Origin of the sequence: Streptomyces sp. NPDC002779 (assembly GCF_042888685.1) — a bacterium.
GTDB lineage: Bacteria > Actinomycetota > Actinomycetes > Streptomycetales > Streptomycetaceae > Streptomyces.
Genome location: NZ_JBIAQC010000008.1, coordinates 322537 through 348197, shown reverse-complemented (window position 1 = coordinate 348197; position 25661 = coordinate 322537). Strand labels below are relative to the sequence as shown.

Here is a 25661-nt window from a genome sequence, read left to right as displayed (position 1 = left end):
TTCAGGTCGCCGACGGCGCCTTGTCATTCCCCGTAGCAGAGCCATGTGACATAGTACTGCCGTGAGCATGCGACTGACCTGCGACGTCGTGGTCGTCGGGGCCGGGATGGTGGGCGCCGCCTGCGCGCTGTACGCCGTCCGGGCCGGACTCGACGTCATCGTGGTCGACCGCGGCCCGGTGGCCGGCGGCACGACCGGAGCGGGGGAGGGCAACCTCCTCGTCTCCGACAAGGAGCCCGGCCCCGAACTCGACCTCGCGCTCCTGTCGGGCCGCCTGTGGGCCGAACTGGCCCGGGAACACGGCGAGTCCATGGAGTACGAGGCCAAGGGCGGCCTCGTCGTGGCCTCTTCCCCCGAAGGCCTCACCGCGCTCCAGCGCCTCGCCGACGGCCAGCGCGCCGCCGGGGTCCTCGCCCGGCCGGCCACCGGCGAGGCCCTGTACGACCTGGAACCCCACCTCGCCCCCGGCCTGCCGGGCGGCATGCACTACCCGCAGGACGCCCAGGTGATGCCCGCGCTGGCAGCCGCCCACCTGCTCCGCGCCTCCGGCGCCCGGCTCCTCATCGGCCGTACCGTCACGGCCGTCCCCCGCACCCCCGCCGGCGCGGTACGCGGCGTCCGCACCGACCGCGGCGACATCCACGCCCCGGCGGTCGTCAACGCCACCGGCACCTGGGGCGGTGAACTGGCCGCCCTCGCCGGCGCCCACCTGCCGGTCCTCCCGCGCCGCGGCTTCGTCCTCGTCACCGAACCCCTGCCGCGCCTGATCCGGCACAAGGTGTACGCCGCCGACTACGTGGCCGACGTCGCCAGCGACTCGGCCGCGCTCCAGACCTCACCGGTCGTGGAGGGAACGGCCGCCGGCCCGGTGCTGATCGGCGCCGGCCGGGAGCGCGTCGGCTTCGACCGGAGCTTCTCGCTGCCCGCCGTCAGGGAGTTGGCGGCCGGCGCGACCCGGCTCTTCCCCGCCCTGGCGGACGTCCGCGTCCTGCGCTCCTACCTCGGCTTCCGCCCGTACCTCCCCGACCACCTGCCCGCCATCGGCCCCGACCCCCGGGTTCCCGGCCTGCACCACGCCTGCGGACACGAGGGCGCCGGCATCGGCCTCGCCACCGGCACCGGGCACCTCATCGCCCAGGCGCTCGCCGGGAAGACCCCCGACCTGAGCCTGGCGCCGTTCCGGCCCGACCGCTTCCCCGAGCCCGCGGAGGCCGCGTGAGAACGCCCCTGGACCTGGCCGGAGCCCGCCCCGGCCCCGCCTTCACGGTCACGCTCGACGGCCGGGAGATCGAGGCCCTGCCCGGCCAGACCGTGGCCGCCGCGCTCTGGACGGCCGGGGTCACCTCCTGGCGCACCACCCGGGGCGAGGGCCGCCCGCGCGGCGTCTTCTGCGGCATCGGCATCTGCTTCGACTGCCTGGTGACCGTCAACGACCGCCCCAACCAACGCGCCTGCCTGGTCCCCCTGCACCCGGGCGACGCGATCCGCACCCAGGAGGGGACCGGCCACGATGACTGAACGACCCCACCTCGCGGTGATCGGCGCGGGCCCGGCGGGCCTCGCCGCGACCGTCGCGGCCGCCGCCCACGGTCTGCGGGTCACCCTGATCGACGCGGCGGCGGAGGCGGGCGGCCAGTTCTACCGCCGCCCCCCGGCCGCCCTGCGCGCCCGCCGCCCCCAGGCCCTGCATCACCAGTGGCACACCTGGGAACGGCTGCGTGACGGGCTGAACGCCCACGAAAAAGCCGGTTTGGTACGGCAGTTGACGAATCATCACGTGTGGCTGGTCGAGCGCCGGCGCCGCGGATTCACCGTGCACGCCCTGGTCGGCCCCGAGCAGCGGGACCCGGCGGAGGTGCGCGCCGACGCCGTCCTGCTGGCCACCGGTGGCTACGAGAAGGTGCTGCCCTTCCCCGGCTGGACCCTCCCCGGTGTCGTCACCGCGGGCGGCGCGCAGGCCATGCTCAAGGGCGGCCTCGCGGTGTCCGGCCGTACCGCCGTGGTCGCCGGGACCGGGCCACTGCTGCTGCCGGTGGCGACCGGGCTCGCCGCGGCGGGCGTCGAGGTGGCCGCGCTGGTCGACTCCGCCGACCCGGCGGCCTTCGTACGCCGGTCCCGGGCACTGCTCGCCGAGCCCGGCAAGGTCGTCGAGGGCGCCGGGTACGCGGCACGGCTGCTCCGGCACCGGGTGCCGACGCTCACCCGGCACACCGTGGTCGAGGCGCACGGCACCGCACGGCTGGAGGCGGTGACCGTGGCCGCGCTCGACCGTGCCGGGCGGGTCAGGCCGGGCACCGGGCGCCGTATCGCCTGCGCCACCCTCGCCGTGGGGCACGGCATGCTCCCGGGCACCGACCTCGCCGAGACCCTGGGCTGCCGGCTCGACGGACTCGCCGTCCACGTCGACGACGAGCAGCGCACCGACGTCCCCGGCGTCTGGGCGGCGGGCGAGACCACCGGCATCGGCGGCTCGGCCCTCTCGCTCGCCGAGGGGCACATCGCGGGCCGCTCCGCCGCCGCCCGGCTGCACGGCACCGCACCCGACCCGCGCGTGTGGGCGGCGGCCACCCGGGCCCGGACCCGGCTGCGCGCCTTCTTCGCCGCCCTGGACACCGTGTACGCCCCGCCCGCCCACTGGGCCGAGCTGGTCACCGACGACACCGTGGTGTGCCGGTGCGAGGAGGTCACCGGCGGCGCGATCCGCGAGGCCGTCGCCGGACTCGGAGCCGGGGACGCGCGGACCGTGAAGCTGCTGACCCGGGCGGAGATGGGCTGGTGCCAGGGGCGGGTGTGCGGACCGGCGGTCGCCGGACTCGCCGGGTGCGCGCTCACCCCGTCGCGCCGACCGTTCGCCCGGCCCGTGCCGCTCGGGGTGCTGGCGCGAGCCGGGGACACGGACGGTGACGGCGACTGATCACACCCCGCACCCATGCTTCCCAGCGCACTTGAGCTGCTTCCGGCCTGTGCCATGTCACACGCCACCGAGACGAGACCGAGGGAAAGCCCATGACCACCAGTGACCCCCGCCCCTGGCACGGAGTCCTCGTCGCGACCGCCCTCCCGCTGCGCGACGACCTCTCCGTGGACTACGACCGCTACGCCGAGCACTGTGCCTGGCTCGTGGCGAACGGCTGCGACGGCGTCGTGCCGAACGGCTCGCTCGGCGAGTACCAGGTCCTCACACCCGAGGAGCGCGCCCGGGTCGTCGAGACGGCCGTGGCCGCCGTCGGCGGCGAGCGGGTCATGCCGGGCGTCGCCGCGTACGGCTCGGCGGAGGCCCGCCGCTGGGCGGAGCAGGCGCGGGACGCCGGATGCGCGTCCGTGATGCTGCTCCCGCCGAACGCCTACCGCGCCGACGAGCGGTCGGTGCTGGCGCACTACGCCGAGGTCGCGAAGGCGGGCCTGCCGGTCGTCGCGTACAACAACCCCGTCGACACCAAGGTCGACCTGGTGCCGGAGCTGCTGGCCGAACTGCACGCCGAGGGCCACATCCACGCGGTCAAGGAGTTCTCCGGCGATGTCCGCCGCGCCTACCGGATCGCCGAACTGGCCCCCCAACTCGACCTGTTGATCGGCGCCGACGACGTCCTGCTGGAGCTGGCGCTGGCCGGCGCCAAGGGCTGGGTGGCGGGTTTCCCGAACGCGCTGCCCGCGGCGACGGTGCGGTTGTACCGCGCGGCCGTCGCCGGGGACCTGGACACCGCGAAGGAGCTGTACGCGCGACTGCATCCGCTGTTGCGCTGGGACTCCCGGGTGGAGTTCGTGCAGGCCATCAAGGTGTCCATGGACGTCGCCGGGAGGTACGGCGGCCCCGTGCGCCCGCCGCGCGTGCCGCTGCTGCCCGAGCAGGAGGCCGTCGTCCGCGCGGCCACCGAGAAGGCCCTCGCGGCCGGATCGGTCTAGGGGCCATGCGCAGCGAACTCGTCCTGCACGCCGTCGACTCGCACACCGAGGGCATGCCCACCCGTGTCGTCACCGGCGGCATCGGCACCATCCCCGGCGCCACCATGAACGAGCGGCGGCTGTACTTCCGCGAGCACCGCGACCACATCAAGCGGCTGCTGATGAACGAGCCGCGCGGCCACTCGGCGATGAGCGGTGCGATCCTCCAGCCGTCCACCCGCCCCGACTGCGACTGGGGCGTCCTCTACATCGAGGTCTCCGGTTATCTGCCGATGTGCGGGCACGGCACGATCGGCGTGGCGACCGTGCTGGTGGAGACCGGCATGGTCGAGGTCGTCGAACCGGTCACCACCATCCGGCTCGACACCCCGGCGGGCCCGGTCGTCGCCGAGGTCGCGGTGGAGGGCGGGGCGGCGAAGGCGGTCACGCTGCGGAACGTGCCGTCCTACTCCGTCGCCCTCGACCGCAAGATTGCACTGGCCGACGGGCGCACGGTGACATACGACCTGGCCTACGGCGGCAACTTCTACGCCATCCTGCCGCTGGCGGAGTTCGGGCTGCCCTTCGACCGCACCCGCAAGGACGACATCCTCCGGGCGGGCCTGTCCCTCATGGAGGCGATCAACGCCGAGTCGGAGCCCGTCCACCCCGAGGACCCCTCCATCCACGGCTGCCACCACGTCCACCTGTACGCGCCGGACGCCACCGCCCGTCACTCGCGGCACGCGATGGTGATCCACCCGGGCTGGTTCGACCGCTCGCCCTGCGGCACCGGCACCAGCGCCCGCATGGCGCAGCTGCACGCCCGCGGCGAACTCCCGCTGCACACCGACTTCGTCAACGAGTCGTTCATCGGCACGACGTTCACCGGCCGGTTGCTCGGCACCACCGAGGTCGCGGGGCGCCCCGCCGTCCTGCCGAGCTTCACCGGCCGCGCCTGGATCACCGGAACCGCCCAGTATCTCCTCGATCCCAGTGACCCCTTCCCGGCCGGATTCGTGCTCTGAGCCGGGCAGGGATAATGGCCGGTGACGCGTGACATTGCATTCCTAGGAGACAGCTCTATGGCCGCCCAGCCCGCCGGCGCCCCCTCCCTGCCCACGCTGGGCGGCAAGAAGCGCAGCTACCGCGAGGGGGTCGCCGACGCCCTGCGGGCCGCGCTGATCGCCGGTGAGCTGCTCCCGGGCGAGCTGTACTCCGCGCCGACCCTGGCCGCCCGCTTCGGCGTCTCGGCGACGCCGGTGCGCGAGGCCATGCTGGACCTCGCCAAGGAGGGCCTGGTCGACACCGTCCCCAACAAGGGGTTCCGGGTCACCGCGGTCTCCGACAAACAGCTCGACGAGTACACGCACATCCGCGCGCTCATCGAGATCCCCACGGTGGCCGGGCTGGCGAGGACCGCCGACCCCGTCTCGCTGGAGGCGCTGCGCCCGGCGGCCCGGGAGATCGTGCGGGCGGCGGCCGCCGGTGACCTGATCGCGTACGTCGAGGCCGACACCCGCTTCCACCTCGGCCTGCTCGCCCTCGCGGGCAACGCCCACCTCGTCGAGGTCGTCGGCGACCTGCGCGGCCGCTCCCGCCTGTACGGGCTCACCGCGCTGGTGAAGGCGGGCCGGCTGCTGGCCTCCGCGGAGGAGCACCTGGAACTCCTGGACGCCCTGCTGGCCCGGGACGAGCACGCCGTGCGGGAGGTCATGACCCGGCACCTCGGCCATGTGCGCGGACTGTGGGCCGCGCAGCCCGGCGTTCAGTGAGGCGGAGGCGTGTCCGCCTTCAGGACCGGCACCCCCCGTTTCGCCGCCTGGATCTGCTCGTACACATGCGTGCGCAGTTCCGCGAAGCGCGGTGCGACCCGGGTGTGCAACTGGTCCCGCTCGTCCGGGAGATCGACCTTCAGCTGCTCCTGGACGACGGTGGGGGAGGCGGACAGCACGACCACCCGCTCGCCCAGGTACACGGCCTCGTCGATGTCGTGGGTGACGAACAGGATCGTGATCCCCCGCTCCCGCCACAACCGCCGTACCAGGTCCTCCAGATCGGCCCGGGTCTGTGCGTCGACCGCCGCGAACGGCTCGTCCATCAGCAGCACCCGCGGCTCGTAGGCCAGCGCCCGGGCGATGGCCACGCGCTGCTGCATCCCGCCGGACAACTGCCAGGGATACGCCCCCGTGGCGTCCTCCAGACCGACGGACTCCAGCGCGTCCCGCACCAGTTCCCGCCGCCGCCCCTTGTCCAGGTCCTTCTGCCGCAGGGGGAGTTCGACGTTCTCGCCGACCCTCATCCACGGGAACAGGCTGCGCCCGTACTCCTGGAACACGAACGCCATCCCGGGCGGCGGCCCGGTCACCTTCCGTCCCTCCAGCAGCACTTCGCCGCCGGTCGGCGCGAGCAGGCCGCCCATGCACTTCAGCAGGGTGGTCTTCCCGCATCCCGACGGGCCCACGAGACAGACCAGTTCGCCCGCATCGACGGTGAAGGTGAGATCGCGCACCGCCTCCACCCGGCGTCCGGATCCCTCGTACACCTTCCGCAGGCCGCGCACGTCGAGCATGGGGTGCCCTTTCAGGAGGCTCACGGGGACCGCCGGGTGGAGGCGCGCAGGCCGTGGTACCAGCCGAGGACGCGCCGTTCGACGAGCTGGAAGACGACGGAGAGCAGAAAGCCGAGCAGACCGAGGACCAGGATGCCGGTCCACATGTCGGGGATGGCGAAGCTGCGCTGGAACTGCACGATGGTGAAGCCGAGTCCGTTGCTGGCGGCGAACATCTCGCTGATGACCATCAGGATGATCCCGAGCGACAGCGCCTGGCGCAGGCCGGCGAAGATCTGCGGACTCGCCGAGCGCAGCACCACGTGCCGCAGCCGCGCCGCGCCCGTGATGCCGTAACTGCGGGCCGTCTCCGCCATCACCGGGTCGACCGCGCGCACACCCTCGACGGTGTTGAGCAGGATCGGCCAGACGCAGCCACTGGCGATCACGGTGATCTTCATGGTGTCGCCGATGCCCGCGAACAGCATGATGACCGGCACCAGCACCGGCGGCGGCACCGCCCGCAGGAACTCCAGCACCGGCTCGCACACCGCCCGCACCCGCCGGTAGGAGCCGATGACCGTGCCGAGCGCCACGCCCGCCACGGCCGCGAGCGCGTAGCCACCCGCCAGCCTGAGGACGCTGGGCAGGACGTCGCCCCGCAGCCGGTCGGCGGTCCAGACCTCCGGGAAGGTCTCGAGGATCGTCCGCAGCGGCGGCCAGTACACGTCCGTGCTGTCGTCGGAGGCCACCCACCACACGCCCACCAGCACGGCGGGCAGCGCCAGGACGAAGACGGTGCGCAGGAGCAGCAGCCTCACACCGTCACCTCCCCGCGCACCGACTGGTGCCAGGCCAGCGCCCGCCGTTCCACCGTCCGCGCGCCCACGTTGATCAGCAACCCCAGCAGGCCGGTGACCACGATCAGCGCGTACATCTCGGGTACTGCCTGGGAGTTCTGCGCGATGGCGATCCGCGCACCCAACCCCGGGGCGCCGATGACGAGTTCGGCGGTCACGGCGAGGATCAGCGCCACCGCGGCGGCGAGCCGTACCCCGGTCATGACGTACGGCAGCGCGGTCGGCCACAGCACATGCCGGATCCGCGCCCAGGTGCCGAGACCGTACGACCGCGCCGTCTCGTCGGCGACCGGGTCGAGGTCCTGGACGCCGTAGAGGACCTGGATCAGTACCTGCCAGAAGGAGGCGTAGACGACGAGGAGGAGGACCGAGCGCAGTTCGGTGCCGTACAGGAGCACGGCGAGCGGGATGAGCGCGACCGAGGGGATCGGGCGGAGGAACTCGATGGTGGAGGCGGTGGACTCGCGCAGGTACGGCACCACCGAGATCAGCACGCCCGCCGCGATCCCCGCGCAGGAGGCGATGGCCAGGCCCAGCGCCCAGCCGGTGAGGGTGTCGCCGAGCGCCGACCAGAAGGCGGAGTCGGCGAGTTCGGCGCCGAAGGCGTCGGCGATCCGGCTGGTGGGCGGGAAGTACGCCTCCTTGACCAGGCCGAGCCGCGGCACCGCCTCGCCGAGGGCGAGGAAGACCGCGAGCCCGGCCGCACCCAGTACGGCGTTCAGGCCCTTCACGAGAGCAGCTTGTCCAGGTCCGGGCTGGTCTTGAACAGGCCGTCGTCCTCGCCGAGTTGCATCAGCTTCTCGAGGGAGGCGCGGTTCGGCTCGGCGGGCCACTTCGGCAGCGTCACCTGCTCCAGCACCGCGGGCGGGATCTTGGTGTACGTCGTGACGATCTCGCGGACCTCGTCGGGGTGGGCGTCGGCGTAGGCGAGGGACTCGGCGGTGGCGTCCTGGAACTTCTTCACCAGCTGCGGGTTCTCCTGCGCGTACTGGGTGGAGGTGAAGTACATCGCCACCGTGAGGTCCGGGGCCACGTCGACCAGGGACGAGGCGATCTCCCGGCCGCCCTGGCTCTTGACCGTGGCGAGCGCCGGCTCGACCACCATGGCCGCGTCGATCTGCCCGGCGTCGAGCGCCGCGGGCATCTGGTCGAAGGCCAGCTCCACGAACCGCACCTTGTCCGGGTCTCCGCCCGCCTTGCGCACCGACTCGCGCACCGCGGTCTCGTTGATGTTCTTCAGCGTGTTGACGGCGACCTTCTTGCCCTCCAGGTCCTTGGGCGACTTCACCGCGCTGTCCTTCTTCACGGTGAGCCCGCCGAAGTCCTTGCCGTCCTGGCCGGTCGAGGCGATGCCGTTGGCGATCGCCCGCACCGGCACGTTGCTGGACTGGGCGATCATCAGCGAGGTCATGTTGCTGAATCCGAACTGGTACTGCCCGCTGACCACGGCCGGCACGATCGCCGCGCCGCCCTGAGCGGTCGTCAGCTTCAGCTTCAGGCCGTGCTTTTCGTAGAAGCCCTTCTCCTGGCCGAGGTAGAGGGGCGCCACGTCGACGATGGGGATGAGCCCCACGGTGACGGTGGTGACGCCGCCCGCAGAGGCGTCCTCGTCCGACGGATCACCGTCGTCGGACGAGCCGCAGGCCGTCAGGGCGAACAGGAACGTGCCGGCCGCGACAACGGCGAGCAGACGACGCATGACTCCTCCTGTGCAGACAACGGTGTTTCCGACAGGCTGTGCGCTGACCGCACAGTAGTGCTCACATGCGCTCAGCGGGAAGGTAGAGCCCTGTACGAATCAGGTCAACGAGCTTCGCTGACAAGGTTGTTGGCATGACAGGAGGCGCTGATGCCCGAGCCGGACCGCGGTCGCCACTTCGTGAACTCCTTCGCGCACGGCCTCGCCGTCGTCCGCTCCTTCGACGCCGAGCACCCCGCCCGCACCCTCAGTGAGGTGGCCCGCGACTGCCGGCTCACCCGCGCCGCCGCCCGCCGGCTGCTGCTGACCCTGGTCGACCTCGGCTATGTCCACCAGGACGGACGCCAGTTCAGGCTCACCCCCCGGGTGCTGGAGCTCGGCTACTCCTACCTCTCCAGCTTCACGCTGCCCGAGCTCGCCGAACCGCACCTGGAACAACTCGTCGGCCGGGTGCGGGAGTCGTCGTCCCTGTGCGTGCTGGACGGCGACGACATCGTCTACGTGGCCCGGGTCCCGACCAGCCGCATCATGACCGCGTCCATCACCGTGGGCACCCGCTTCCCCGCGCACGTCACCTCGGTGGGCCGGGTGATCCTGGCCCATCTGACGGAGGAGGAGATCGGCACCCGGCTTGCGCGGGCCGACCTGAGCCCGCTGACCCCGCGCACCCTGGTCGCACCGGACGCGCTGCGGGCGGAGCTGCGCCGGGTGCGCCGGCAGGGGTACGCGATCGTCGACCAGGAGCTGGAGCTGGGGCTTCGGTCGGTCGCCGCCCCGGTGCGGGACCGGGGCGGCGCGGTGACGGCGGCCGTGAACATCGCGGTGCACGCCGGGCGCAACTCCCTGGAGTCGGTCCGCCGTGACCTGCTGCCGCCGCTGCTGGACACGGTCGCCCGGATCGAGGCCGACCTGCGGATCACAGGTCCAGCACGAGCCGCTTCCCCCGGCACCGGGACACACAGATGAGCATGGTCTCCCCGGCCGCGCGCTCGGCGTCGCTGAGCACCGAGTCCCGGTGGTCGGGGGTGCCGTCGACGACATCGGTCTCGCAGGTACCGCAGGTGCCCTCGGCGCAGGAGTACAGCACCTCGACCCCGGCGGCGCGCACCGAGTCCAGCACGGAGACCCCGGGCGGGACGGTGACGGTACGGCCGCTGCGGGCGAGGACGACCTCGAACTCGGTGTCCTGCCCGGCCGGTTGCTCCTTCGGGCGGAACCGCTCGACCTGGAGGACCCCCGCCGGGCACCGCTCCTCCACCGCGTCCAGCAGGGGTCCCGGGCCGCAGCAGTAGACGAGGGTGCCGTCGGGGAGGCCGTCCAGGACGGACGCCAGGTCCAGCAGTCCGGTCTCGTCCTGGGGTGCGAGCGTCACGCGGTCGCCGTAGCGGCGCAGTTCGTCGGTGAAGGCCATGGAGGCCCGGGTGCGGCCGCCGTACAGCAGTGTCCACTCGGCGCCCGCCGCGTCGGCCGCGGCGAGCATGGGGAGGATCGGGGTGATCCCGATGCCGCCCGCCACGAAGCGGTAGCGGGAGGCCGGGCGGAGGGCGAAGTGCTGGCGCGGGCCGCGCACCCGGACCGTGTCGCCCGGCCCCAACCACTCGTGCACGAAGGCCGATCCGCCCCGCCCGTCCGGCTCCCGCAGCACCGCGATCCGCCAGGCGGCGCGGTCGGCGGGGTCGCCGCACAGGGAGTACTGCCGCTCCAGGCCGGGACCGAGGAGCAGGTCGATGTGGGCCCCGGGCGCCCACTGGGGGAGCGGCCGGCCAAGGGGATGGGCCAAGGTGAGCCCGAGAACCCCTTCCGCAAGCAACTCCCGCTTCCGCACCACGAGTTCGGTCATGAATCGTGTCCCTCGGGGTGGCCGAGCATCCACTCCCACATCTCGACGGGGTCCTCGGCGGTGTGCCGGGCGCCGCAGTGACAGGTGCCGCGCAGCACGTCGGTGCCCGGCAGCCAGTCGATCCGGTAGATCTCGCCGGTCGGCGCGGTCACAGCGCCTTCTCCACCGGCTTGTCGCCCTCCTCGACCAGCCGGGCGAGGATCCGGCGGGCGGCCAGGCCGCCGGTGTCGATGTTGATGCTGAGCTCCTGGTAGCCGTCCCGCTCGGTGCCGAGCGAACGCTGGAGCAGGTTGAGCGCGGTGACGTCCTGCATGACCACCGTGTGGTTGTTGCTCCGCAGGAACTCGGTGACCTCGGCGTCGTCCGTGGCCCAGTCGCGGGACACCGCCCAGAAGTCGTACACCTTGCCCTCGGCGGACGGGGTGATGGCGTAGGTGATCTCGGTGTGGAAGCCGCCCGGATCGCTGCCGTCGGCCCCCGGCACGACGCCGACCGGAGCGACCCTGCTGTGCAGGAGGTACAGGCAGGGCGCGTGGTACTCGATGTCCTGCCAGCGCATGATCCGGCCGTTGATGCCGGTCGACCGGGCGTAGAACGGCGGGCATTCGGCGTCGTCCATGTGCCGGCTCACCCGGACGATCCCGGCGCCCTCGTCGACCTCCGTGGTGATCGGCGTCTCGGCGACCTCGGGGGTGCCGATGTAACCGCCGTGCAGATAGGTCTCGTGGGAGAGGTCGAGGAGGTTGTCGACGAGGAGACCGTAGTCGCAGTCGATGGGCTCCATGCCGCGGACGGTGATCCAGCCGGGCGAGTCGAGATGCGCGGCGCGCGGCACGGCCTGCGGATCGGCGAGCGCCGGGTCACCGATCCACACCCACACCAGCGAGTCCTGCTCGACCACGGGATAGGAGGCGACGCGGGCGGTGCGCGGTACCCGCTTCTGCCCCGGCACGTACACGCAGGCCCCGGTGGTGTCGTACGTGAACCCGTGGTACCCGCACACGATCCGGTCCCCGTCGAGCCGCGTCGGCGCCTCGGACAGCGGGTACCTGCGGTGCACACACCGGTCGTGCAGCACGACCGGCGTCCCGTCCTCTTCGCTGCGGTAGAGGACGAGCGTCTCCCCGAGGACCGTCCGGCCGAGCAGCTCCCGCCCGACCTCGTGGCTGTAGGCGGTGACGTACCACTGGTTCCTGGCGAAGGCGGTGGTGTGTGGCATGGCATTCCCGTCCCTGAGAGCGGGGCACCGTCGCCCCGCGTGCCGTGGTGGGAACCAGGGTCGTGACGCGCACGGGGGCGGGGCAAGGCGGCTTCCGTCAGGCGGAAGCGGTACCGGTCGGCGCGGGGCACCGACGGTCAGGGCCGGGGACGGGTGCGCTGCCACCGGGGCCGTGCGTCAGCGCCACGGCGTCCGGCCACCGAGGCGCAGCGCGGGCACACCCGCCGCACCCGGTCCGCCGCGCCTCCGGACTCGGGGAAGGTGTCCGGCCAGCCGACGTGCGGGAAACGCGTCAGCCAGGAGCGGGCGAGAGACAGCCCGCACACCGTCTCGTTGCGGCCCGGCTCCCAGGCGTGCACCTCCCCGGCGGGCAGCCGAAGCCGCCGCCCGTCCTCCTCGTCGGTCCACTGTCCCGATGCGGCGACGGCGTACTGCTTGCCGCGTCCCATGTCGGCCGCCGGGGTGCTACTCCTCGCTCGTTTCCGACTCGTCAGCGTCGCCCGGGTCCTCGCCCTCCGCCTGGGAAGGTGTCGTCCTGGGCGTCTCGTGCCGTTCGTCCTCGGCGGTGTCCGGCTGCCGGTCACCCTCTGCCTGGGACGGGGTCTGCTCACTCATCGGGCGCTCCCTCGTACGAAAACCGTGCGGCTCCGGGTACCCAGCTGCGGATGTGCTCATTCCGCAGCTGAGCGACGGCGGAGGCGAACGTGATCGGCTCCCCCGGTGCGCCCGCATCACCCGGCCGGCTCGTGCAGCGCGGCGCGGCGCTGCCCGGTCCGGTGCCGAGCACTCGGTGTCAGGGCACCGACCGGCGCGGCGGCGAGCCCGGCGCACCTCCGGCACCGCCCGTACCGGCGACTTTCACGCAGCCGCCACCGGACCCTTCCCTGACGTTTGGTGCTCTTGGAACACTCCTTCCGCGCACGATCCGTCACACCGTTCCGACCGGTCGAACACCCCCAAGGGGAGAGGTCCCTCACTCATGCCCGAAGTCAACCGGCGCCGATTCCTCCAACTCGCGGGCGCCACCTCGGCGTTCACCGCGCTGTCGAGCAGCATTCAGCGCGCCGCCGCCATTCCGGCGAACCACCGCACAGGGTCGATCGAGGACGTCGAGCACATCGTCGTCCTGATGCAGGAGAACCGTTCCTTCGATCACTACTTCGGCAAGCTGAGGGGCGTCCGCGGCTTCGGCGACCCGCACCCGGTGACGCTGGACAGCGGCAAGTCGGTGTGGCACCAGTCCGACGGCACCAAGGACCTGCTGCCCTTCCACCCCACCGCCGACGACCTCGGCATGCAGTTCCTGGAGGGCCTGCCGCATGGCTGGACCGACGGGCAGCAGGCGTACAACAACGGCAAGTACGACAAGTGGGTCCCCGCCAAGGGCACCACGACCATGGCGTACCTGACCCGCGAGGACATTCCCTTCCACTACGCCCTCGCCGACGCCTTCACCGTCTGCGACGCCTACCACTGCTCGTTCATCGGCTCCACCGACCCCAACCGCTACTACATGTGGTCGGGTTGCACCGGCAACGACGGCACGGGCGGCGGTCCGGTCCTCGGCAACGACGAACTCGGCTACGGCTGGACGACCTACCCCGAGCGGCTGGAGCAGGCGGGCATCTCCTGGAAGATCTACCAGGACATCGGCGACGGCCTGGACGCGGCCGGCTCCTGGGGCTGGATCAGCGACCCCTACCGCGGCAACTACGGCGACAACTCCCTGCTGTACTTCGACAAGTACCGCGAGGCCCAGCCCGGCGAGCCCTGGTACGACAAGGCCCGCACCGGCACCGACGTCAAGAACGGCGACGGCTACTTCGATCAGCTGAAGGCCGACGTGCGGGCCGGGAAGCTGCCGCAGATCTCCTGGATCGCCGCCCCCGAGGCGTTCACCGAGCACTCCAACTGGCCCTCGAACTACGGCGCCTGGTACATCGCCCAGGTCCTGGACGCCCTCACCGCCGACCCGGAGGTCTGGTCGAAGACGGCCCTGTTCATCACGTACGACGAGAACGACGGCTTCTTCGACCACCTGGTGCCGCCGCTCCCGCCGAAGGACGCCTCCCGGGGCAGGTCCACCGTCGATGTCTCGCTCGACCTCTACCCGGGCGACAGCAGGCGCCCGGCCGGACCCTACGGCCTCGGCCCGCGGGTGCCGATGCTGGTCGTCTCGCCGTGGAGCAAGGGCGGTTACGTCTGCTCCGAGACCCTCGACCACACCTCGATCCTGCAGTTCATGGAGCGCCGCTTCGGGGTGCGGGAGTCCAACATCTCCCCGTGGCGCCGGACCGTGTGCGGCGACCTGACCTCGGCGTTCGACTTCTCCCGCAGGGACAGCCGGCCGGCCGCGCTGCCGGGTACGGACGCGTACGAGCCGCAGGACCGCGACCGGCACCCCGACTACCGGCCGACGCCCCCGGCCGACCCCGACATGCCCCGCCAGGAGCGCGGTCTGCGCCCGGCCCGCCCGCTGGAGTACGCCCCGTCGGTGGACGGTTCGGTGGACGCGGCGGGCGGCAGGTTCACGCTGACCTTCGCCTCCGGCGCCAAGGCGGGCGCCGCCTTCCTGGTGACCTCCGGCAACCGCACCGACGGCCCGTGGACGTACACCACCGAGGCCGGCAAGAGCATCGCGGACACCTGGAACTCGGCGTACTCGAACGGCTCGTACGACCTGACCGTGCACGGCCCCAACGGCTTCCTGCGCGTCTTCAAGGGCCCGAACGAGACCGCCGGGCCCGAGGTCACCGCGCGCCACACCGGTGACGATGTGCAGCTGACCTTCACCAACAAGGGCCCGGGCACGGTCCGGTTGAAGGTCACCAGCGGTTACGGCGGTGCGGCGCGGACCTTCACCGTGCGCCCCGGCGCCACCGTGCGGCACACCGCCGACCTCACGGCGAGCCGGCGCTGGTACGACCTGACCGTCACCTCCGACGCCGGCCCGGCGTTCCTGCGGAGGTTCGCCGGTCACGTCGAGAACGGGCGGCCGGGTGTGAGCGACCCGGCGATGATCGTCGAGTAACGCGTCTCACAGCGGCGTGAGATGCCCCGGCTTCACCTGCCGCGGCACCATCGCCGGCTCCGCGGCCGCCGTGCCGGGCTCCAGAGCCAGGACGGCGGCCACGGGGTGATCGTCGTCGACGGCGGCCGCGGATCCGGTCGGCTGGGGGTCGGTGACGGGGATCCCCGCCGCCGGCCGGTCGGCCAGGCTCAGCCGGGCCTCGGCGGCGGAGATTCCCGGCGCCGGCCGGGCGTCGGCGGTGAGAGCCCTCAGTGTCAGGGCCGCGTCCGCCGGGTCCGTGGCCGGTGTGGCCCGGGTCAGTAGGATGACCCCACGGGCCGCGACGCCCGCGCCCGTCAGGGCGAGCAGGGCGCCGGTCACGCCGCCCTGGAGCCGCTCGCCCAGCAGCGCGAGCCCGATCAGCGCGGCGGCCACCGGGTTGGAGAGGGTGACCAGCGCGAGCGGGGCGTCCAGGCCGTCCCGGTAGGCCGACTGCGACAGCAGCAGACCGCCCGCCGCGAAGGCCGCGACGACCAGGGCCACCCCGATCACCTGCATGCTCAGCAGGCTCCCCGAGCGGTCCGTCGCGGCCACCGTCACGGTCTGGGTGAGCGCCGAGGCGACCCCGGAGGCGACGCCGGACGCGGTGGCGTGCCGCAGCCCGCGCCGCTTGCCCGGCCGGCCCAGCACGCCGATCAGCACCGCGGTCACCGCGGCCACCGCCACCGCCTCGGACGGGCTCAGCACCTCGTCGGGCGCCGACCCGGACGCCGTGGCGAGGATCGCCGCCAGGCCCAGGAGGGTCAACGCGGTGCCCCGCCACTCGACGGCGCTGACCCGGCGCCCCGCGACCCGCGCGCCCAGCGGCACGGCCGCGACCAGCGTGAGCGCGCCGAGCGGCTGGACGACGGTGAGCGGCCCGTACTTCAGGGCCACCACGTGCAGCAGCGCGCCGGTGGCGTTCAGTCCGACCGTCGACCACCAGGCGCTGGAGCCGAGCAGCCGCAGCACCCCGCTCCCGGCGCTCTTGGAGGCGAGCCGCTCCTGGGCGACCGCGGCGGTCGCGTAGGCGACGGCCGAGAACAAGGACAGGATCACGGCGATCAGGGTCGCGTTCATCGTCCCGCTCCCACGAGTACGGGCTGGTCCTCGGCCGGTACCAGCTGCTTGGTGCCGTGCCGCGCGGGGGTCGTCGCGCGGTGCGGCGGATGGATGACCGCGAGGGCCGGCCCGAGCAGGGCGGCCGCCACGATCGCGTCGAGCCAGTAGTGGTTGGCCGTCCCCACGATCACCAGCAGGGTCAGCACCGGGTGCAGCAGCCACAGCCAGCGCAGGCGCGACCGGGTGGCGACGATCAGTCCGACGGCGACCATCAGGGCCCAGCCGAAGTGCAGCGAGGGCATCGCGGCGAACTGGTTGGACAGCTGGTCACTGGAGGGCGGGCCGTACACGGACGGCCCGTACACGCGCGCGGTGTCGAGCAGGCCGGTCCCGGCGAGCATCCGCGGCGGGGCCAGCGGGAAGAGCAGATGACCCGCCAGCGCTACGGCGGTGACGGCGGCCAGCACCCGGCGGGCCCACACGTAGTGCCCGGGGCGGCGCAGGTACAGCCAGACCAGGAAGGCCACGGTGGCCGGGAAGTGCACCGTCGCGTAATAGGTGTTCGCCAGGCGGACCAGGGTGTCGCCGTGCAGCAGCACCGACTGCACCGAGCCCTCGCCGGGCAGCCGCAGGGCCCGCTCCAGGCCCCAGACCCGGTCCGCGTTGCGGAAGGCATCGCCGGTGTGGCCGGTGGCCAGTTGCCGGCCGGCCTTGTAGACGAGGAAGAGTCCTACGACGAGCAGGAGCTCACGGACGAGCGGCGGACGGACGGTCGTGTCCGGCTCGGCTGCCACAGGCTCGGTGCGGGCATTCATTCCCCCGGCCCTTTCGCTGACGGTGATGCGTGGGTGGTGCGGGCGGCGGCCCGCAGGTCTGGTGGACTCCGCGAACGCACCGAACTCATCGATACGGGTAAGTACCGAAACGACACTGTACCGATACGGCAGTGTACCGATACGAACGGGTACCGGTACACTGCCGTACCGATAGACATAGGACACACTGGAAGCACTCGAGCGAGGAGAAGAGCCGATGACGTCGCAGGCCGCGGACGGACCGGACACGGTCACCGCCTCGCGCCGCTCCAAGATCACGCCCGAGCGTGAGAAGGAGTTCTTCGACGCCGTCCTCGACCAGATCCGTGCGTGCGGCTACGACGCCGTCACCATGGAGGGCGTGGCCGCGAGCACCCGGTGCAGCAAGTCCACGCTCTACCGGCAGTGGAAGACCAAGCCCCAGTTCGTCGCGGCGGCCCTGAGGGCCAGCCGCTCCCCGCGGTTCGCCGGCATCGACACCGGAACGCTCGCGGGCGATCTGCGCGAGGCGGGACGGGCGGTGGGCGACTGCTCCGGCGACACCAGCATCCTGCTCCAGGCCTTCGGCCACGCGGTCACCCAGGACCGCGAGCTCCAGCAGGCGCTGCGCGAGACGCTCATCGAACCCGAGCTCGCCGCGCTCGGCAGGATCCTCCAGCGCGGCGTCGAGCGCGGAGAGGTCGCCGCCGACCATCCCGCGCTGCCGTACGTCGCCGCGCAGATCTTCGGCGTGCTGCGGGCCCGGCCGGTGCTGGAGGGCGAGTTCGCCGACCCCGACTATCTGGTGAGGTTCGTGGAGGCCGCCGTACTGCCCGCACTGGGCCTGAAATAGAGCTCAGGCCGCCGTCCACGGGATGACTGGACGGCGGCCTGGACGCGCCGCACCGTGGGGACGGGGGCGGCGCGCACCCCCCGGCCGGGTGGGGTCCCTCTTGAGCGGAGAGGTGCCCCACCCGGCCGTTCGCCGTACCGGCGCGTCAGACGTCCTGGCCGTTGCCGCTGCCGGACGCCACCTTGATGCCCTTGGTGATCTCGTCGATCACGGACTGCTTCTCGCCGACGTCGATCCCGAAGCGGACCACCACGATCCGCCCGGAGTCGGCGGGGGCGGGGAAGGCCAGCGACTCGACATAGCCGTCGGCGCCCTTGCTGGTGACCGCCTTCCAGCGCACCCGGTAGCCCTTCTGCCCGGCCACCGTCACCGCCCCGGAGGCCAGCACCTCGTGCGAGGTGATCCCGCCGTAGCCCTCGCCGTAGGACTGCTCGGCGTTCTCCTCGATGTCCGCCTTCGCGACCGCCTCGGCGGTGCCGCCCTTGGTGCCGAGCGCCTCCGCTGGGGCCGAGTAGGCGCCGCCCTTGGTGCAGCTCTGGGAGGTGTCGCCGGGGCACTTGTACGACTCCTCCGAGGTCACCGAGGCGCCCACGGTGATCTCCTGGCCGTACCAGCCGTCCGGCACCGGCAGGCTGATGCCGCTGATCGGGTCGGTCACCGCACCGCTCTCGATGCGCGGCGCCTCGGACCCCTCGGGCGACGGGGAGGGGGACTGCCCCTCGGGACCGCCCGAGTCGCCGAAGGGGTCGTCCTGCCCGCCGGGGCCGCCCGGACCGCCCGGACTCGGTGAGGAATTGGCGGTGGAGCCGTCCGAGCCCCCGTCGCCGGCCAGGGCGTACACGCCCACGCCGATGGCCGCGAGGACCGCGGCGGCCACCGCCACGGCTATGCCCGTCCGCACCCCGCGCCGCCGACCGGGCGGCGGCGCCGGATACGCCGGATAAGCCGGATAGGCCGGATGTGCTCCGGCGGCCGGCGGACCCCATACGGCGGCCGAGCCCACGGGGCGGGTCTGGTCCGTCCATGCCCTGCCGTCCCACCAGCGCTCGGTGGCGGGACCGTCACTTGTCTGCCCTGGGTCGGGATACCACCCGGGAGGAGTCACCTGCGTCATGCCCCCACCGTATGAGGCGACGGTGAAAGCCGGATGAGAGGGATCCGGACCGCCCCCGCCGAGCCTTTCCCGTCATCCTCCCGAACGGTCCGTCACCCGTGACGGCAACAGCTGCCCGGACCGCCCTCCAAGCGGACGGCCGGAGGACTACGCTCAAGTGCTGTACGTCGTTCGGGCGACTTGGGGAGGTAGCGGGATGACGGAGGGACGGCCCCCGGTGGCCGCGTCGGCCTTCCTGTGGGAGCGCGAGGCCGAAGTCGCCGCCGTCGTCAGGGCGGTGGACACCCTGTGCGCCGACCGCTCCTCCGCGGGCAGCCTGTTGGTGATCCGCGGCGAGGCGGGCTTCGGCAAGACCGCCCTGCTGGCCGAGACCCGGCGCATCGCCGAGGCCCGCGGCTGCCAGGTCTGGTCGGCCCGCGGCGGCGAGACCCTCAGGTCCGTCCCCTTCAATGTCGTACGGCAGTTGCTCCAGCCGGCCCTGGTGTCGCTGCTGCCGGAGGAGGCCCGCGAGTACCTCGGCGACTGGTACGACATCGCGGGCCCCGCCCTCGGCATAGCGGAACCCGGCGAGCGCCGGCCCGACCCGCAGGGCGTGTGCGACGGTCTGGTCGCGGCCGTACGGCGACTCGCGCGGCGCGACTGGCCGCTGGTGCTGCTCATCGACGACGCGCACTGGGCCGACCAGGAGACCCTGCGCTGGCTCGCCGCGTTCGCCGAGCGTCTCGAGGACCTGTCCGTGCTCGTGGTGGTGGCGCGCAGGCCCGGGGACGTCCGGGGCGAGAGCGCCCGGCACCTGGAGGCGGTGGCCGCCGCCGCCGGGAGCCCCGTCACCAACCTGAGCGCGCTGACCCCGGACGCCACCGCGGGCCTGACCCGGGCCACCCTGGGCGGACACGCCGACGCCGCGTTCTGCCGCGAGGTCTGGGCGGTCACCGCCGGGAACCCCTACGAGACCGTCGAACTCCTCGCCAAGGTGCAGGACAGCGAGATGGAGCCGGTCGAGTCCTCCGCGGCCGAACTGCGCGCCCTGAACCGCTCGGCCCGCGGCGGCGGACTCGTCGCCCGCCTGGAGGGACTCGGCATCGAGGCCACCCGGTTCGCCTGGGCCGCCGCGATCCTCGGCGCCGGCATCACCGTCGACCAGGTCGCCGGGCTCGCCACCATGAGCCGCGAGGACGCCGTCCGCTGCGCCGACCTCCTGCTCAACGCCCGTATCCTCACCACCCCCGACCGGGCCTCGGGCGCGGTGGAGGAGGGCGAGCTGGAGTTCGTCCACCCGCTGATCGCCACCGCCGTCTACAACTCCATCCCGCCCGCCCTGTGCACCGCCATGCACGGCATCGCCGCCCGCGTCGTCACCGACTCCGGGCGCGGCGCCGCGGCCGCCTCCCGCCACCTGCTGGAGGTCCACCCGGACGACGACGCCGAACTCGTCGGGCAGTTGCGCGAGGCCGCCGCCGAACACCTCGCCGTGGGCGCCCCGGACGCCGCCCGCCGCTGTCTGGAACGCGCCCTGCGCGAACCGCCCCGGCCCGAGGTCCATCCGCACGTCCTGTACGAACTGGGCTGCGCCGCCCTGCTGACCGCACCGGCCACCACCATCAACCACCTGCGCAGCGCGCTCGCCATGCCCGGACTCGACGGCGCCGCGCGCGTGGACGCCGTCTACCGGCTCTCCCAGGCGTTCCTGCACAACAACCAGATGGAGGAGGCCGTCCGTACCGTCGAGGCGGAGGCCGCCCGGCACGAATCCGGGCCCGCCAAACTCCGGTTGCAGGCCGTGCAGTACATGTGGGAGGGCATCCACGCGGGCGAGGCCAGCTCGCCCGGCCGGTCCGAGCGGCTCGCCGAACTCGCCCGCACCTGCACCGGCCGGGACAACTCCGAGCGCGCCGTGCTCATCCTGCGCGGCTTCGACGCCATGGCGCACGGCGAGAACGCCGAGGAGGTCGCCGAGCTGTGCGACCGCGCCCTCGTCAACGGCCGCCTGGCACCCGGGCTCGGCTGGACCGACCCGGAGTGGGGCATCGAGCTGCTGATGATGCTCGCCAACGCGTACGCCTTCGCCGACCGGCTCGACCGCGCCGAAGCCCTCTACACCGAGGCCCTGCGCGCCTACGAGTCGGCCGGCTGGAGCGGCGGGCACCTCGCCCTGGCCCACGCCTACGTCGGCGTGGGACACCGCAGGCGGGGACGGCTGCGCGAGGCGGAGAAGTCACTGCGCGAATCGCTGCGGCTCGCCGAGCGCGTCGGCCGCGGCCTGCCGCTGTACTGGTCCGCCACCTGCAACCTGGTCGACACCCTGCTCGCCCGCGGCCACACCCAGGAGGCCTGGGAGGTCGCCGAGCAGTACGGCTTCGCACCGCCCTACCCGTCCACCATCGTGCTGCCCGACCCGCGTTCGGTGCGCGGCCGGCTGCTGCTCGCCGTCGGCCGGACCAAGGACGGCATCAACGAACTGGAGCAGGCCGAGAAGGCGGCGGCCGCCCGCGGTCACCACAATCCCGTGCTCGTGCCCTGGGCCGTCGACCTCGCCCGTGCCCTCGCCACCGAGGACCCGGCGCGGGCCGCCCGGCTCGCCTCCGAAGTGCGCCGGCACGCCGAACGCTTCGGTACCGACACCGCCATCGGGGAGGCCCTGCGCTGCGCCGCCGCCCTGGAGACCGGCCAGCGCGCGGTACGGCTCGCCGCGCAGGCGGTGACCTTCCTGGAGGCCTCGCCCTGCCAGTACGAACACGCCGCCGCCCGCATCGAGTACGGCATCGCGGCCCGCTCCACCGCCGAACTCCACCGGGGCCTGACCCTGGCCCGGCTGTGCGGCGCCGACGGCCTGGTGACGAAGGCGGAGGAGGCGCTGGCGAAGGGAACCGGGCCGGCCTAGCCGGGGCCCGTCGCCTGCCCGGCCGGGGCGGGGGTCACCCCTCGTCCTCCTCCGCGAGCACGCGCTGCGCCGCCGCGAACGCCGAGTTCGCCGCCGGTACGCCGCAGTAGACGGCCGTCTGCAGCAGCACCGCGCCGATCTCCTCCGGGGTCAGGCCGTTGCGCCGGGCCGCCCGGACGTGCATCGCCAGCTCGTCGTAGTGGCCGTGGGCGACCAGCGCCGTCAGGGTGATCATGCTGCGCTCGCGGCGGCTGAGCGTCGGGTCGGTCCAGATCTCGCCCCACGCGTAGCGGGAGATGAAGTCCTGGAAGCGCGCGGTGAAGGGGGTCTGCCGGGCCTGGGCCCGGTCCACGTGCGCGTCGCCGAGCACCTCCCGGCGCACCTCCATGCCGCGCGGCGCACCCCCGTCGAAGTGGGCGTGCAGCGCCGTCAGCACCGCCTCCGGGCACTGCGCGGGCGCCAGATGGGAGGCACCGGGCAGCTCCACGAGCGCGGCACCGGGCACCGCGTCGGCGATCTCCCGCAGATGGACCGGCGGGGTCGCCGGATCGTCCCGGCCGGCGATCAGCAGGGTCGGCGCGGAGATCTCCGCGAGCCGGTCGCGCAGATCGAAGGCGGCCAGGGCGTCACAGCAGGCGGCGTACGCCTCCGGGTCGGCGTCGCGGTGGTCCTGGACGAGCCGCGGCACCGTGAACCCGGGCGTGAACCAGCGGGAGTCGGCCGCCCCGGCCAGCTCGGCGAGCCCCTGCGCACGCACCCGGGCGGCCCGCTCCTGCCACGGCTTCGCCCCGTTGAAGTGGGCCGAGGAACAGATCACGGCGAGCGACGCCACCCGCTCGGGCCGGTGCACGGCCAGATGCAGCCCCACGGCGCCGCCGAGCGAGACCCCGGCGTAGGCGAACCGCTCGACGCCGAGCGAGTCGGCCAGTCGCAGCACCAGGTCGGCGAGGTCGCCGACGGTGGCCCCGGCCCGGATCAGCCCGGCCGCCGAGCCACCGTGCCCGGGCAGGTCCCAGCGGATCACCCGGTGCCGGGCGGACAGCTCGGGCGCGACCGCGTCCCACAGGGCGTACGAGGTGCCCAGCGACGGGCCGAGCAGCAGCGGGGGAGCGGAAGCAGGGCCCTCGGCGCGGTGGTTGAGGAGAAGGTCGGTCAACGTCGCTCCAGAGCGCGGTCGGTGAGGGCAGCGGCGCTGCCGGTGTAGCGGACGGGGTCGGTGAGGTCGTCGAGGTTGATGCCCTTCAACTCCGGTTCTGCCAATAGGAGTTCGGCCAGGCTGCGGCCCTCGGTGTGGGTGCGCCGGGCCAGCTCCGTGAGCAGTTCCTTGGCGCGGGCGCGGCCGAGCAGCGGGGCGAGTTCGGCGGACAGCCGCTCCGAGACGATCAGTCCGTGGGTGAGATCCAGGTGGGCGCGCATCGCGTCCGCGTGGACCCGCAGCCCCTCGGTGAGCTCGGCGGCGTCCCGGGCGGCGCCGCCCACCAGCCGGAGCAGCTCGCGCAGCGGCTCCCACTCGGCGTGCCAGGCACCGGCCGGCCGCTCGTCCTCGGCGGCCAGCGACCCGTACAGGGTGGCCGCGAGCTGCGGCGCCCGCCGGGCCGCGGCCGCGATCAGCGTGGACCGTACGGGGTTCGCCTTGTGCGGCATGGCCGACGAACCGCCGCCGCTGCCCTCGGCCAGCTCCGCGATCTCGGTACGGGACAGCGTCAGCACATCCGCCGCGATCTTGCCCAGCGCCCCGGCCGTGAACGCCAGGCACCCGGCCAGGTCGGCGACCGGCGTGCGCAGGGTGTGCCAGGGCAGGACCGGCGCGGCGAGCCCGGTCTCCCGGGCGTAGGCCGCCACCAGCGCGGTCGCGTCCTCGGTGCCGTACGCCGTGAAGGCCGCCAAGGTCCCGGCGGCGCCGCCGAGTTGGACGGGCAGCGACTCCCGTACGGCGGTCACCCGGTCCCGCGCGTCCAGCACCAGCGACCGCCAGCCCGCCGCCTTCAGCCCGAACGTCGTCGGTACGGCGTGCTGGGTGAGGGTGCGGCCGGGCAGCGCGGTGTCCCGGTGCTCGGCGGCCAGCCGCGCCAGCGCCGACTCGGTGCGGGCCAGGTCGGCGAGGAGCGGTTCCAGGGCGCGGTGGGCGACCAGCATGGTCGCGGTGTCCATGATGTCCTGACTGGTCGCGCCCCGGTGGACGCAGGGCCCGTACTCCTCGCCCACCGCCTTCGTCAGGTCGGCGACGAGCGGGATGACGGGGTTGCCGCCGGCGCGGGCGCGCCGGGCGATCCACGCCACGTCGAACCGTGCCGCGTCGGCCGCCCCGGTCACCGCCTCGCCCGCCTCGGCCGGGCCCTGGGCGCGGGTCAGCGCGGCCTCGGCGTCGAGCAGGGCCTGGAGGTAGGCGGTGTCACCGGTCGCGGCCGCGGCGGCGGAGTCCGCCCACCCGGGACCGAGCAGCGCGTCGTCGTCGGCAGAACTCACGGGAACTCCAGGAAGACCGTTTCGCCCTCGCCCTGAAGGCGGATGTCGAAACGGTAGGTGCCGTGCGGTCCCTCGGCGGCGAGCAGCGTGGCGCGTCGCGCCGGATCCACCCGGGCCAGCAGGGGGTCCGCGGCCAGTGCCGCGTCGTCGCCCGGCAGGTAGATCCGCGTGTACAGGTGCACGAGCAGTCCGCGCGCGAACAGGCAGACGCTGAGGTACGGCGCGCTCCGCCCGCGCGCGCCGGGCCGCAAAGTCCGTGCGGTCCAGTGGCCGTTGGCGTCGGTCTGCACCCGTCCCCAGCCGGTGAACTCGACGCCGTTGCGGCCCAGGAAGCCGCCGCTCGCCGGGTCGCGCCGCATGGAGCCGTCGACCTGCGGCACCTGGCCGTCCGGGTCGGGGCCCCAGAGCTCCAGGAACGCGTCCGGCAGCGGATCGCCCGCGCCGTCGCGGACGTATCCCTGGAGGGTGATGGTGTCCGGGTGGCCGACCGGGGCGATGTCGCCGCCGCCGGGGAAGGGCAGGGCGTGGCCGTAGAAGGGCCCGACGGTGTGCGATGGGGTGGGCAGGACCGTCTCGGGGCGACTGGTGTCGATCTTCGTCATGGCGGCTCAGCGCCCTTCTTCGATCCAGGTGGCGGTCGGGCCGTCGAGGACGATGTCCCAGTGGTAGCCCATGGAGAACTCCGGTACCGACAGGCTGTGGTCGTAGGTCGCGATCAGCCTCTGGCGGGCCGCGTCGTCGGTGACGGACTGGATGATCGGGTCGTAGGGGAACAGCGGGTCGCTGGGGAAGTACATCTGCGTCACCAGCCGCTGGGTGAACGCCGAGCCGAAGACCGAGAAGTGGATGTGCGCCGGCCGCCAGGCGTTGAGGTGCTGGCGCCAGGGGTAGGGGCCCGGCTGGATGGTGGTGAAGGTGTAGCAGCCGCTGTCGTCGGTCAGGGTGCGGCCGACGCCGGTGAAGTTCGGGTCCAGCGGGGCGTCGTGCTGCTCGCGCTGATGGGCGTAGCGGCCGGCCGAGTTGGCCTGCCAGATCTCGACGAGCTGGCCGCGGACCGGGCGTCCGTGGCGGTCGAGGAGCCGCCCGGAGACGGTGATGCGTTCCCCGATCGGCTCGCCGTCGTGCTGCCGGGTCAGGTCGTTGTCGATCTCGGTGATGTCCCGCTCCCCGAAGGCGGGGGAGGCCAGCTCCACCAGCTCCGGGTCCTTGCTGACGTCGATCGCGACCGGCGGCTGCTCGGGGTGGCGCAGGACGGAGGAGCGGTACGGCGCGTAGTCGCGCCGCGGGTGATGCTCGACGGGGGCGCCGTCGGCGATCCGCTTCTCGTAGGCGGCGTGCTCGGCCGCGATCTCCCGGTCGATGTCGTGCTGGGTGAGAGTCATGGGGTTTCC

Annotated in this window: 26 protein-coding genes; 10 read left to right on the top strand and 16 right to left on the bottom strand. The window is 73.3% G+C overall.

Translation table 11 applies throughout. From position 1 onward, the window contains the following. The first annotated feature begins 61 nt into the window (after positions 1-61). The 6 genes from ACFYW5_RS24300 to ACFYW5_RS24275 all read left to right on the top strand — a co-directional run bounded on the left by ACFYW5_RS24300 (position 62) and on the right by ACFYW5_RS24275 (position 5657). Entirely contained in the window at positions 62-1219 is a 1158-nt protein-coding gene (locus ACFYW5_RS24300; protein ID WP_389419166.1) for an NAD(P)/FAD-dependent oxidoreductase, read from the top strand. Continuing rightward, positions 1216-1518 (top strand): (2Fe-2S)-binding protein, encoded by a 303-nt coding sequence (locus ACFYW5_RS24295; protein ID WP_389419165.1) that lies wholly within the window; start codon positions 1216-1218, stop codon positions 1516-1518. The genes ACFYW5_RS24300 and ACFYW5_RS24295 overlap by 4 nt, the downstream gene beginning before the upstream one ends. After that, positions 1511-2914 (top strand): NAD(P)/FAD-dependent oxidoreductase, encoded by a 1404-nt coding sequence (locus ACFYW5_RS24290; protein ID WP_389419164.1) that lies wholly within the window; start codon positions 1511-1513, stop codon positions 2912-2914. The genes ACFYW5_RS24295 and ACFYW5_RS24290 overlap by 8 nt, the downstream gene beginning before the upstream one ends. Before the next feature lie 92 nt (positions 2915-3006). Further along, on the top strand, positions 3007-3903 hold the full coding sequence (locus tag ACFYW5_RS24285; RefSeq protein WP_389419163.1) for a dihydrodipicolinate synthase family protein: 897 nt from the start codon (positions 3007-3009) through the stop codon (positions 3901-3903). 5 nt (positions 3904-3908) lie between these two features. Further along, positions 3909-4910, top strand: coding sequence for a proline racemase family protein (locus tag ACFYW5_RS24280; RefSeq protein ID WP_389419162.1), 1002 nt, complete (start codon positions 3909-3911; stop codon positions 4908-4910). 57 nt (positions 4911-4967) lie between these two features. Further along, complete coding sequence (locus ACFYW5_RS24275) at positions 4968-5657, top strand: GntR family transcriptional regulator (protein ID WP_389419161.1); 690 nt, start codon at positions 4968-4970, stop codon at positions 5655-5657. Here ACFYW5_RS24275 and ACFYW5_RS24270 read toward each other — a convergent pair. Genes ACFYW5_RS24270 through ACFYW5_RS24255 form a run of 4 tightly spaced genes read right to left on the bottom strand, consistent with a single transcriptional unit; the run spans position 5651 to position 8992 of the window. Further along, on the bottom strand, positions 5651-6454 hold the full coding sequence (locus tag ACFYW5_RS24270; RefSeq protein ID WP_389419160.1) for an ABC transporter ATP-binding protein: 804 nt from the start codon (positions 6452-6454) through the stop codon (positions 5651-5653). The two genes, ACFYW5_RS24275 and ACFYW5_RS24270, sit on opposite strands and share 7 nt — an antisense overlap. 20 nt (positions 6455-6474) lie before the next feature. Next, entirely contained in the window at positions 6475-7254 is a 780-nt protein-coding gene (locus ACFYW5_RS24265; RefSeq protein WP_389419159.1) for an ABC transporter permease, read from the bottom strand. After that, positions 7251-8024: an ABC transporter permease gene (locus ACFYW5_RS24260; RefSeq protein ID WP_389419158.1), complete on the bottom strand. Its 774-nt coding sequence runs from the start codon at positions 8022-8024 to the stop codon at positions 7251-7253. The genes ACFYW5_RS24265 and ACFYW5_RS24260 overlap by 4 nt, the downstream gene beginning before the upstream one ends. Then, positions 8021-8992, bottom strand: coding sequence for an ABC transporter substrate-binding protein (locus tag ACFYW5_RS24255; protein WP_389419157.1), 972 nt, complete (start codon positions 8990-8992; stop codon positions 8021-8023). Before ACFYW5_RS24255 ends, ACFYW5_RS24260 begins: the two co-directional genes overlap by 4 nt. A 150-nt stretch (positions 8993-9142) precedes the next feature. Between ACFYW5_RS24255 and ACFYW5_RS24250 the strand changes: the two genes are divergently transcribed. Further along, a complete protein-coding gene (locus ACFYW5_RS24250) occupies positions 9143-9958 on the top strand; it encodes an IclR family transcriptional regulator C-terminal domain-containing protein (protein ID WP_389419156.1) in 816 nt (271 codons plus the stop codon). On the opposite strand, the gene ACFYW5_RS24245 is transcribed toward ACFYW5_RS24250, so the two are convergent. The 5 genes from ACFYW5_RS24245 to ACFYW5_RS24225 all read right to left on the bottom strand — a co-directional run bounded on the left by ACFYW5_RS24245 (position 9909) and on the right by ACFYW5_RS24225 (position 12666). Continuing rightward, positions 9909-10832 (bottom strand): PDR/VanB family oxidoreductase, encoded by a 924-nt coding sequence (locus tag ACFYW5_RS24245; RefSeq protein ID WP_389419155.1) that lies wholly within the window; start codon positions 10830-10832, stop codon positions 9909-9911. The genes ACFYW5_RS24250 and ACFYW5_RS24245 overlap by 50 nt on opposite strands. Beyond that, positions 10829-10984, bottom strand: a complete 156-nt coding sequence (locus tag ACFYW5_RS24240; protein ID WP_389419154.1) for a hypothetical protein — start codon at positions 10982-10984, stop codon at positions 10829-10831. Before ACFYW5_RS24240 ends, ACFYW5_RS24245 begins: the two co-directional genes overlap by 4 nt. Continuing rightward, positions 10981-12051, bottom strand: a complete 1071-nt coding sequence (locus ACFYW5_RS24235) for a Rieske 2Fe-2S domain-containing protein (RefSeq protein WP_389419153.1) — start codon at positions 12049-12051, stop codon at positions 10981-10983. The genes ACFYW5_RS24240 and ACFYW5_RS24235 overlap by 4 nt, the downstream gene beginning before the upstream one ends. A gap of 137 nt (positions 12052-12188) precedes the next feature. After that, positions 12189-12500 carry a hypothetical protein gene (locus ACFYW5_RS24230; RefSeq protein ID WP_389419152.1) on the bottom strand — a complete coding sequence of 104 codons (312 nt, stop codon included), beginning with the start codon at positions 12498-12500 and terminating at the stop codon, positions 12189-12191. Positions 12501-12516: 16 nt separating this feature from the next. Then, positions 12517-12666 carry a hypothetical protein gene (locus ACFYW5_RS24225; protein WP_389419151.1) on the bottom strand — a complete coding sequence of 50 codons (150 nt, stop codon included), beginning with the start codon at positions 12664-12666 and terminating at the stop codon, positions 12517-12519. A gap of 364 nt (positions 12667-13030) precedes the next feature. Here ACFYW5_RS24225 and ACFYW5_RS24220 point away from each other — a divergent pair, with 364 nt between their 5' ends. After that, positions 13031-15082, top strand: coding sequence for a phosphocholine-specific phospholipase C (locus ACFYW5_RS24220; RefSeq protein ID WP_389419150.1), 2052 nt, complete (start codon positions 13031-13033; stop codon positions 15080-15082). A gap of 6 nt (positions 15083-15088) precedes the next feature. Here ACFYW5_RS24220 and ACFYW5_RS24215 read toward each other — a convergent pair whose 3' ends face one another. Both ACFYW5_RS24215 and ACFYW5_RS24210 read right to left on the bottom strand, forming a co-directional pair. Continuing rightward, positions 15089-16180, bottom strand: a complete 1092-nt coding sequence (locus ACFYW5_RS24215) for a hypothetical protein (protein WP_389419149.1) — start codon at positions 16178-16180, stop codon at positions 15089-15091. Next, entirely contained in the window at positions 16177-16977 is an 801-nt protein-coding gene (locus tag ACFYW5_RS24210; RefSeq protein ID WP_389419148.1) for a phosphatase PAP2 family protein, read from the bottom strand. Before ACFYW5_RS24210 ends, ACFYW5_RS24215 begins: the two co-directional genes overlap by 4 nt. 217 nt (positions 16978-17194) lie before the next feature. On the opposite strand from ACFYW5_RS24210, the gene ACFYW5_RS24205 reads away from it, so the two are divergent. Beyond that, positions 17195-17809, top strand: coding sequence for a TetR/AcrR family transcriptional regulator C-terminal ligand-binding domain-containing protein (locus ACFYW5_RS24205; protein ID WP_389419147.1), 615 nt, complete (start codon positions 17195-17197; stop codon positions 17807-17809). 145 nt (positions 17810-17954) lie between these two features. On the opposite strand, the gene ACFYW5_RS24200 is transcribed toward ACFYW5_RS24205, so the two are convergent. After that, positions 17955-18923, bottom strand: coding sequence for a DUF2510 domain-containing protein (locus ACFYW5_RS24200; RefSeq protein ID WP_389419146.1), 969 nt, complete (start codon positions 18921-18923; stop codon positions 17955-17957). Positions 18924-19119: 196 nt separating this feature from the next. Here ACFYW5_RS24200 and ACFYW5_RS24195 point away from each other — a divergent pair, with 196 nt between their 5' ends. Continuing rightward, the gene (locus tag ACFYW5_RS24195; RefSeq protein ID WP_389419145.1) at positions 19120-21804 is read left to right on the top strand and encodes an ATP-binding protein; all 2685 of its coding nucleotides are present in this window, start codon (positions 19120-19122) and stop codon (positions 21802-21804) included. 34 nt (positions 21805-21838) lie between these two features. Here ACFYW5_RS24195 and pcaD read toward each other — a convergent pair whose 3' ends face one another. The 4 genes from pcaD to pcaH are packed head-to-tail and all read right to left on the bottom strand — an operon-like array spanning position 21839 to position 25652. Beyond that, positions 21839-22960, bottom strand: a complete 1122-nt coding sequence (pcaD, locus tag ACFYW5_RS24190) for a 3-oxoadipate enol-lactonase (protein WP_389419144.1) — start codon at positions 22958-22960, stop codon at positions 21839-21841. Beyond that, positions 22957-24270, bottom strand: a complete 1314-nt coding sequence (gene pcaB, locus ACFYW5_RS24185) for a 3-carboxy-cis,cis-muconate cycloisomerase (RefSeq protein ID WP_389419143.1) — start codon at positions 24268-24270, stop codon at positions 22957-22959. Before pcaB ends, pcaD begins: the two co-directional genes overlap by 4 nt. After that, the gene (pcaG, locus tag ACFYW5_RS24180; protein ID WP_389419142.1) at positions 24267-24872 is read right to left on the bottom strand and encodes a protocatechuate 3,4-dioxygenase subunit alpha; all 606 of its coding nucleotides are present in this window, start codon (positions 24870-24872) and stop codon (positions 24267-24269) included. The genes pcaB and pcaG overlap by 4 nt, the downstream gene beginning before the upstream one ends. Positions 24873-24878: 6 nt before the next feature. Then, complete coding sequence (gene pcaH / locus ACFYW5_RS24175) at positions 24879-25652, bottom strand: protocatechuate 3,4-dioxygenase subunit beta (protein WP_389419141.1); 774 nt, start codon at positions 25650-25652, stop codon at positions 24879-24881. Positions 25653-25661: the final 9 nt, after the last annotated feature.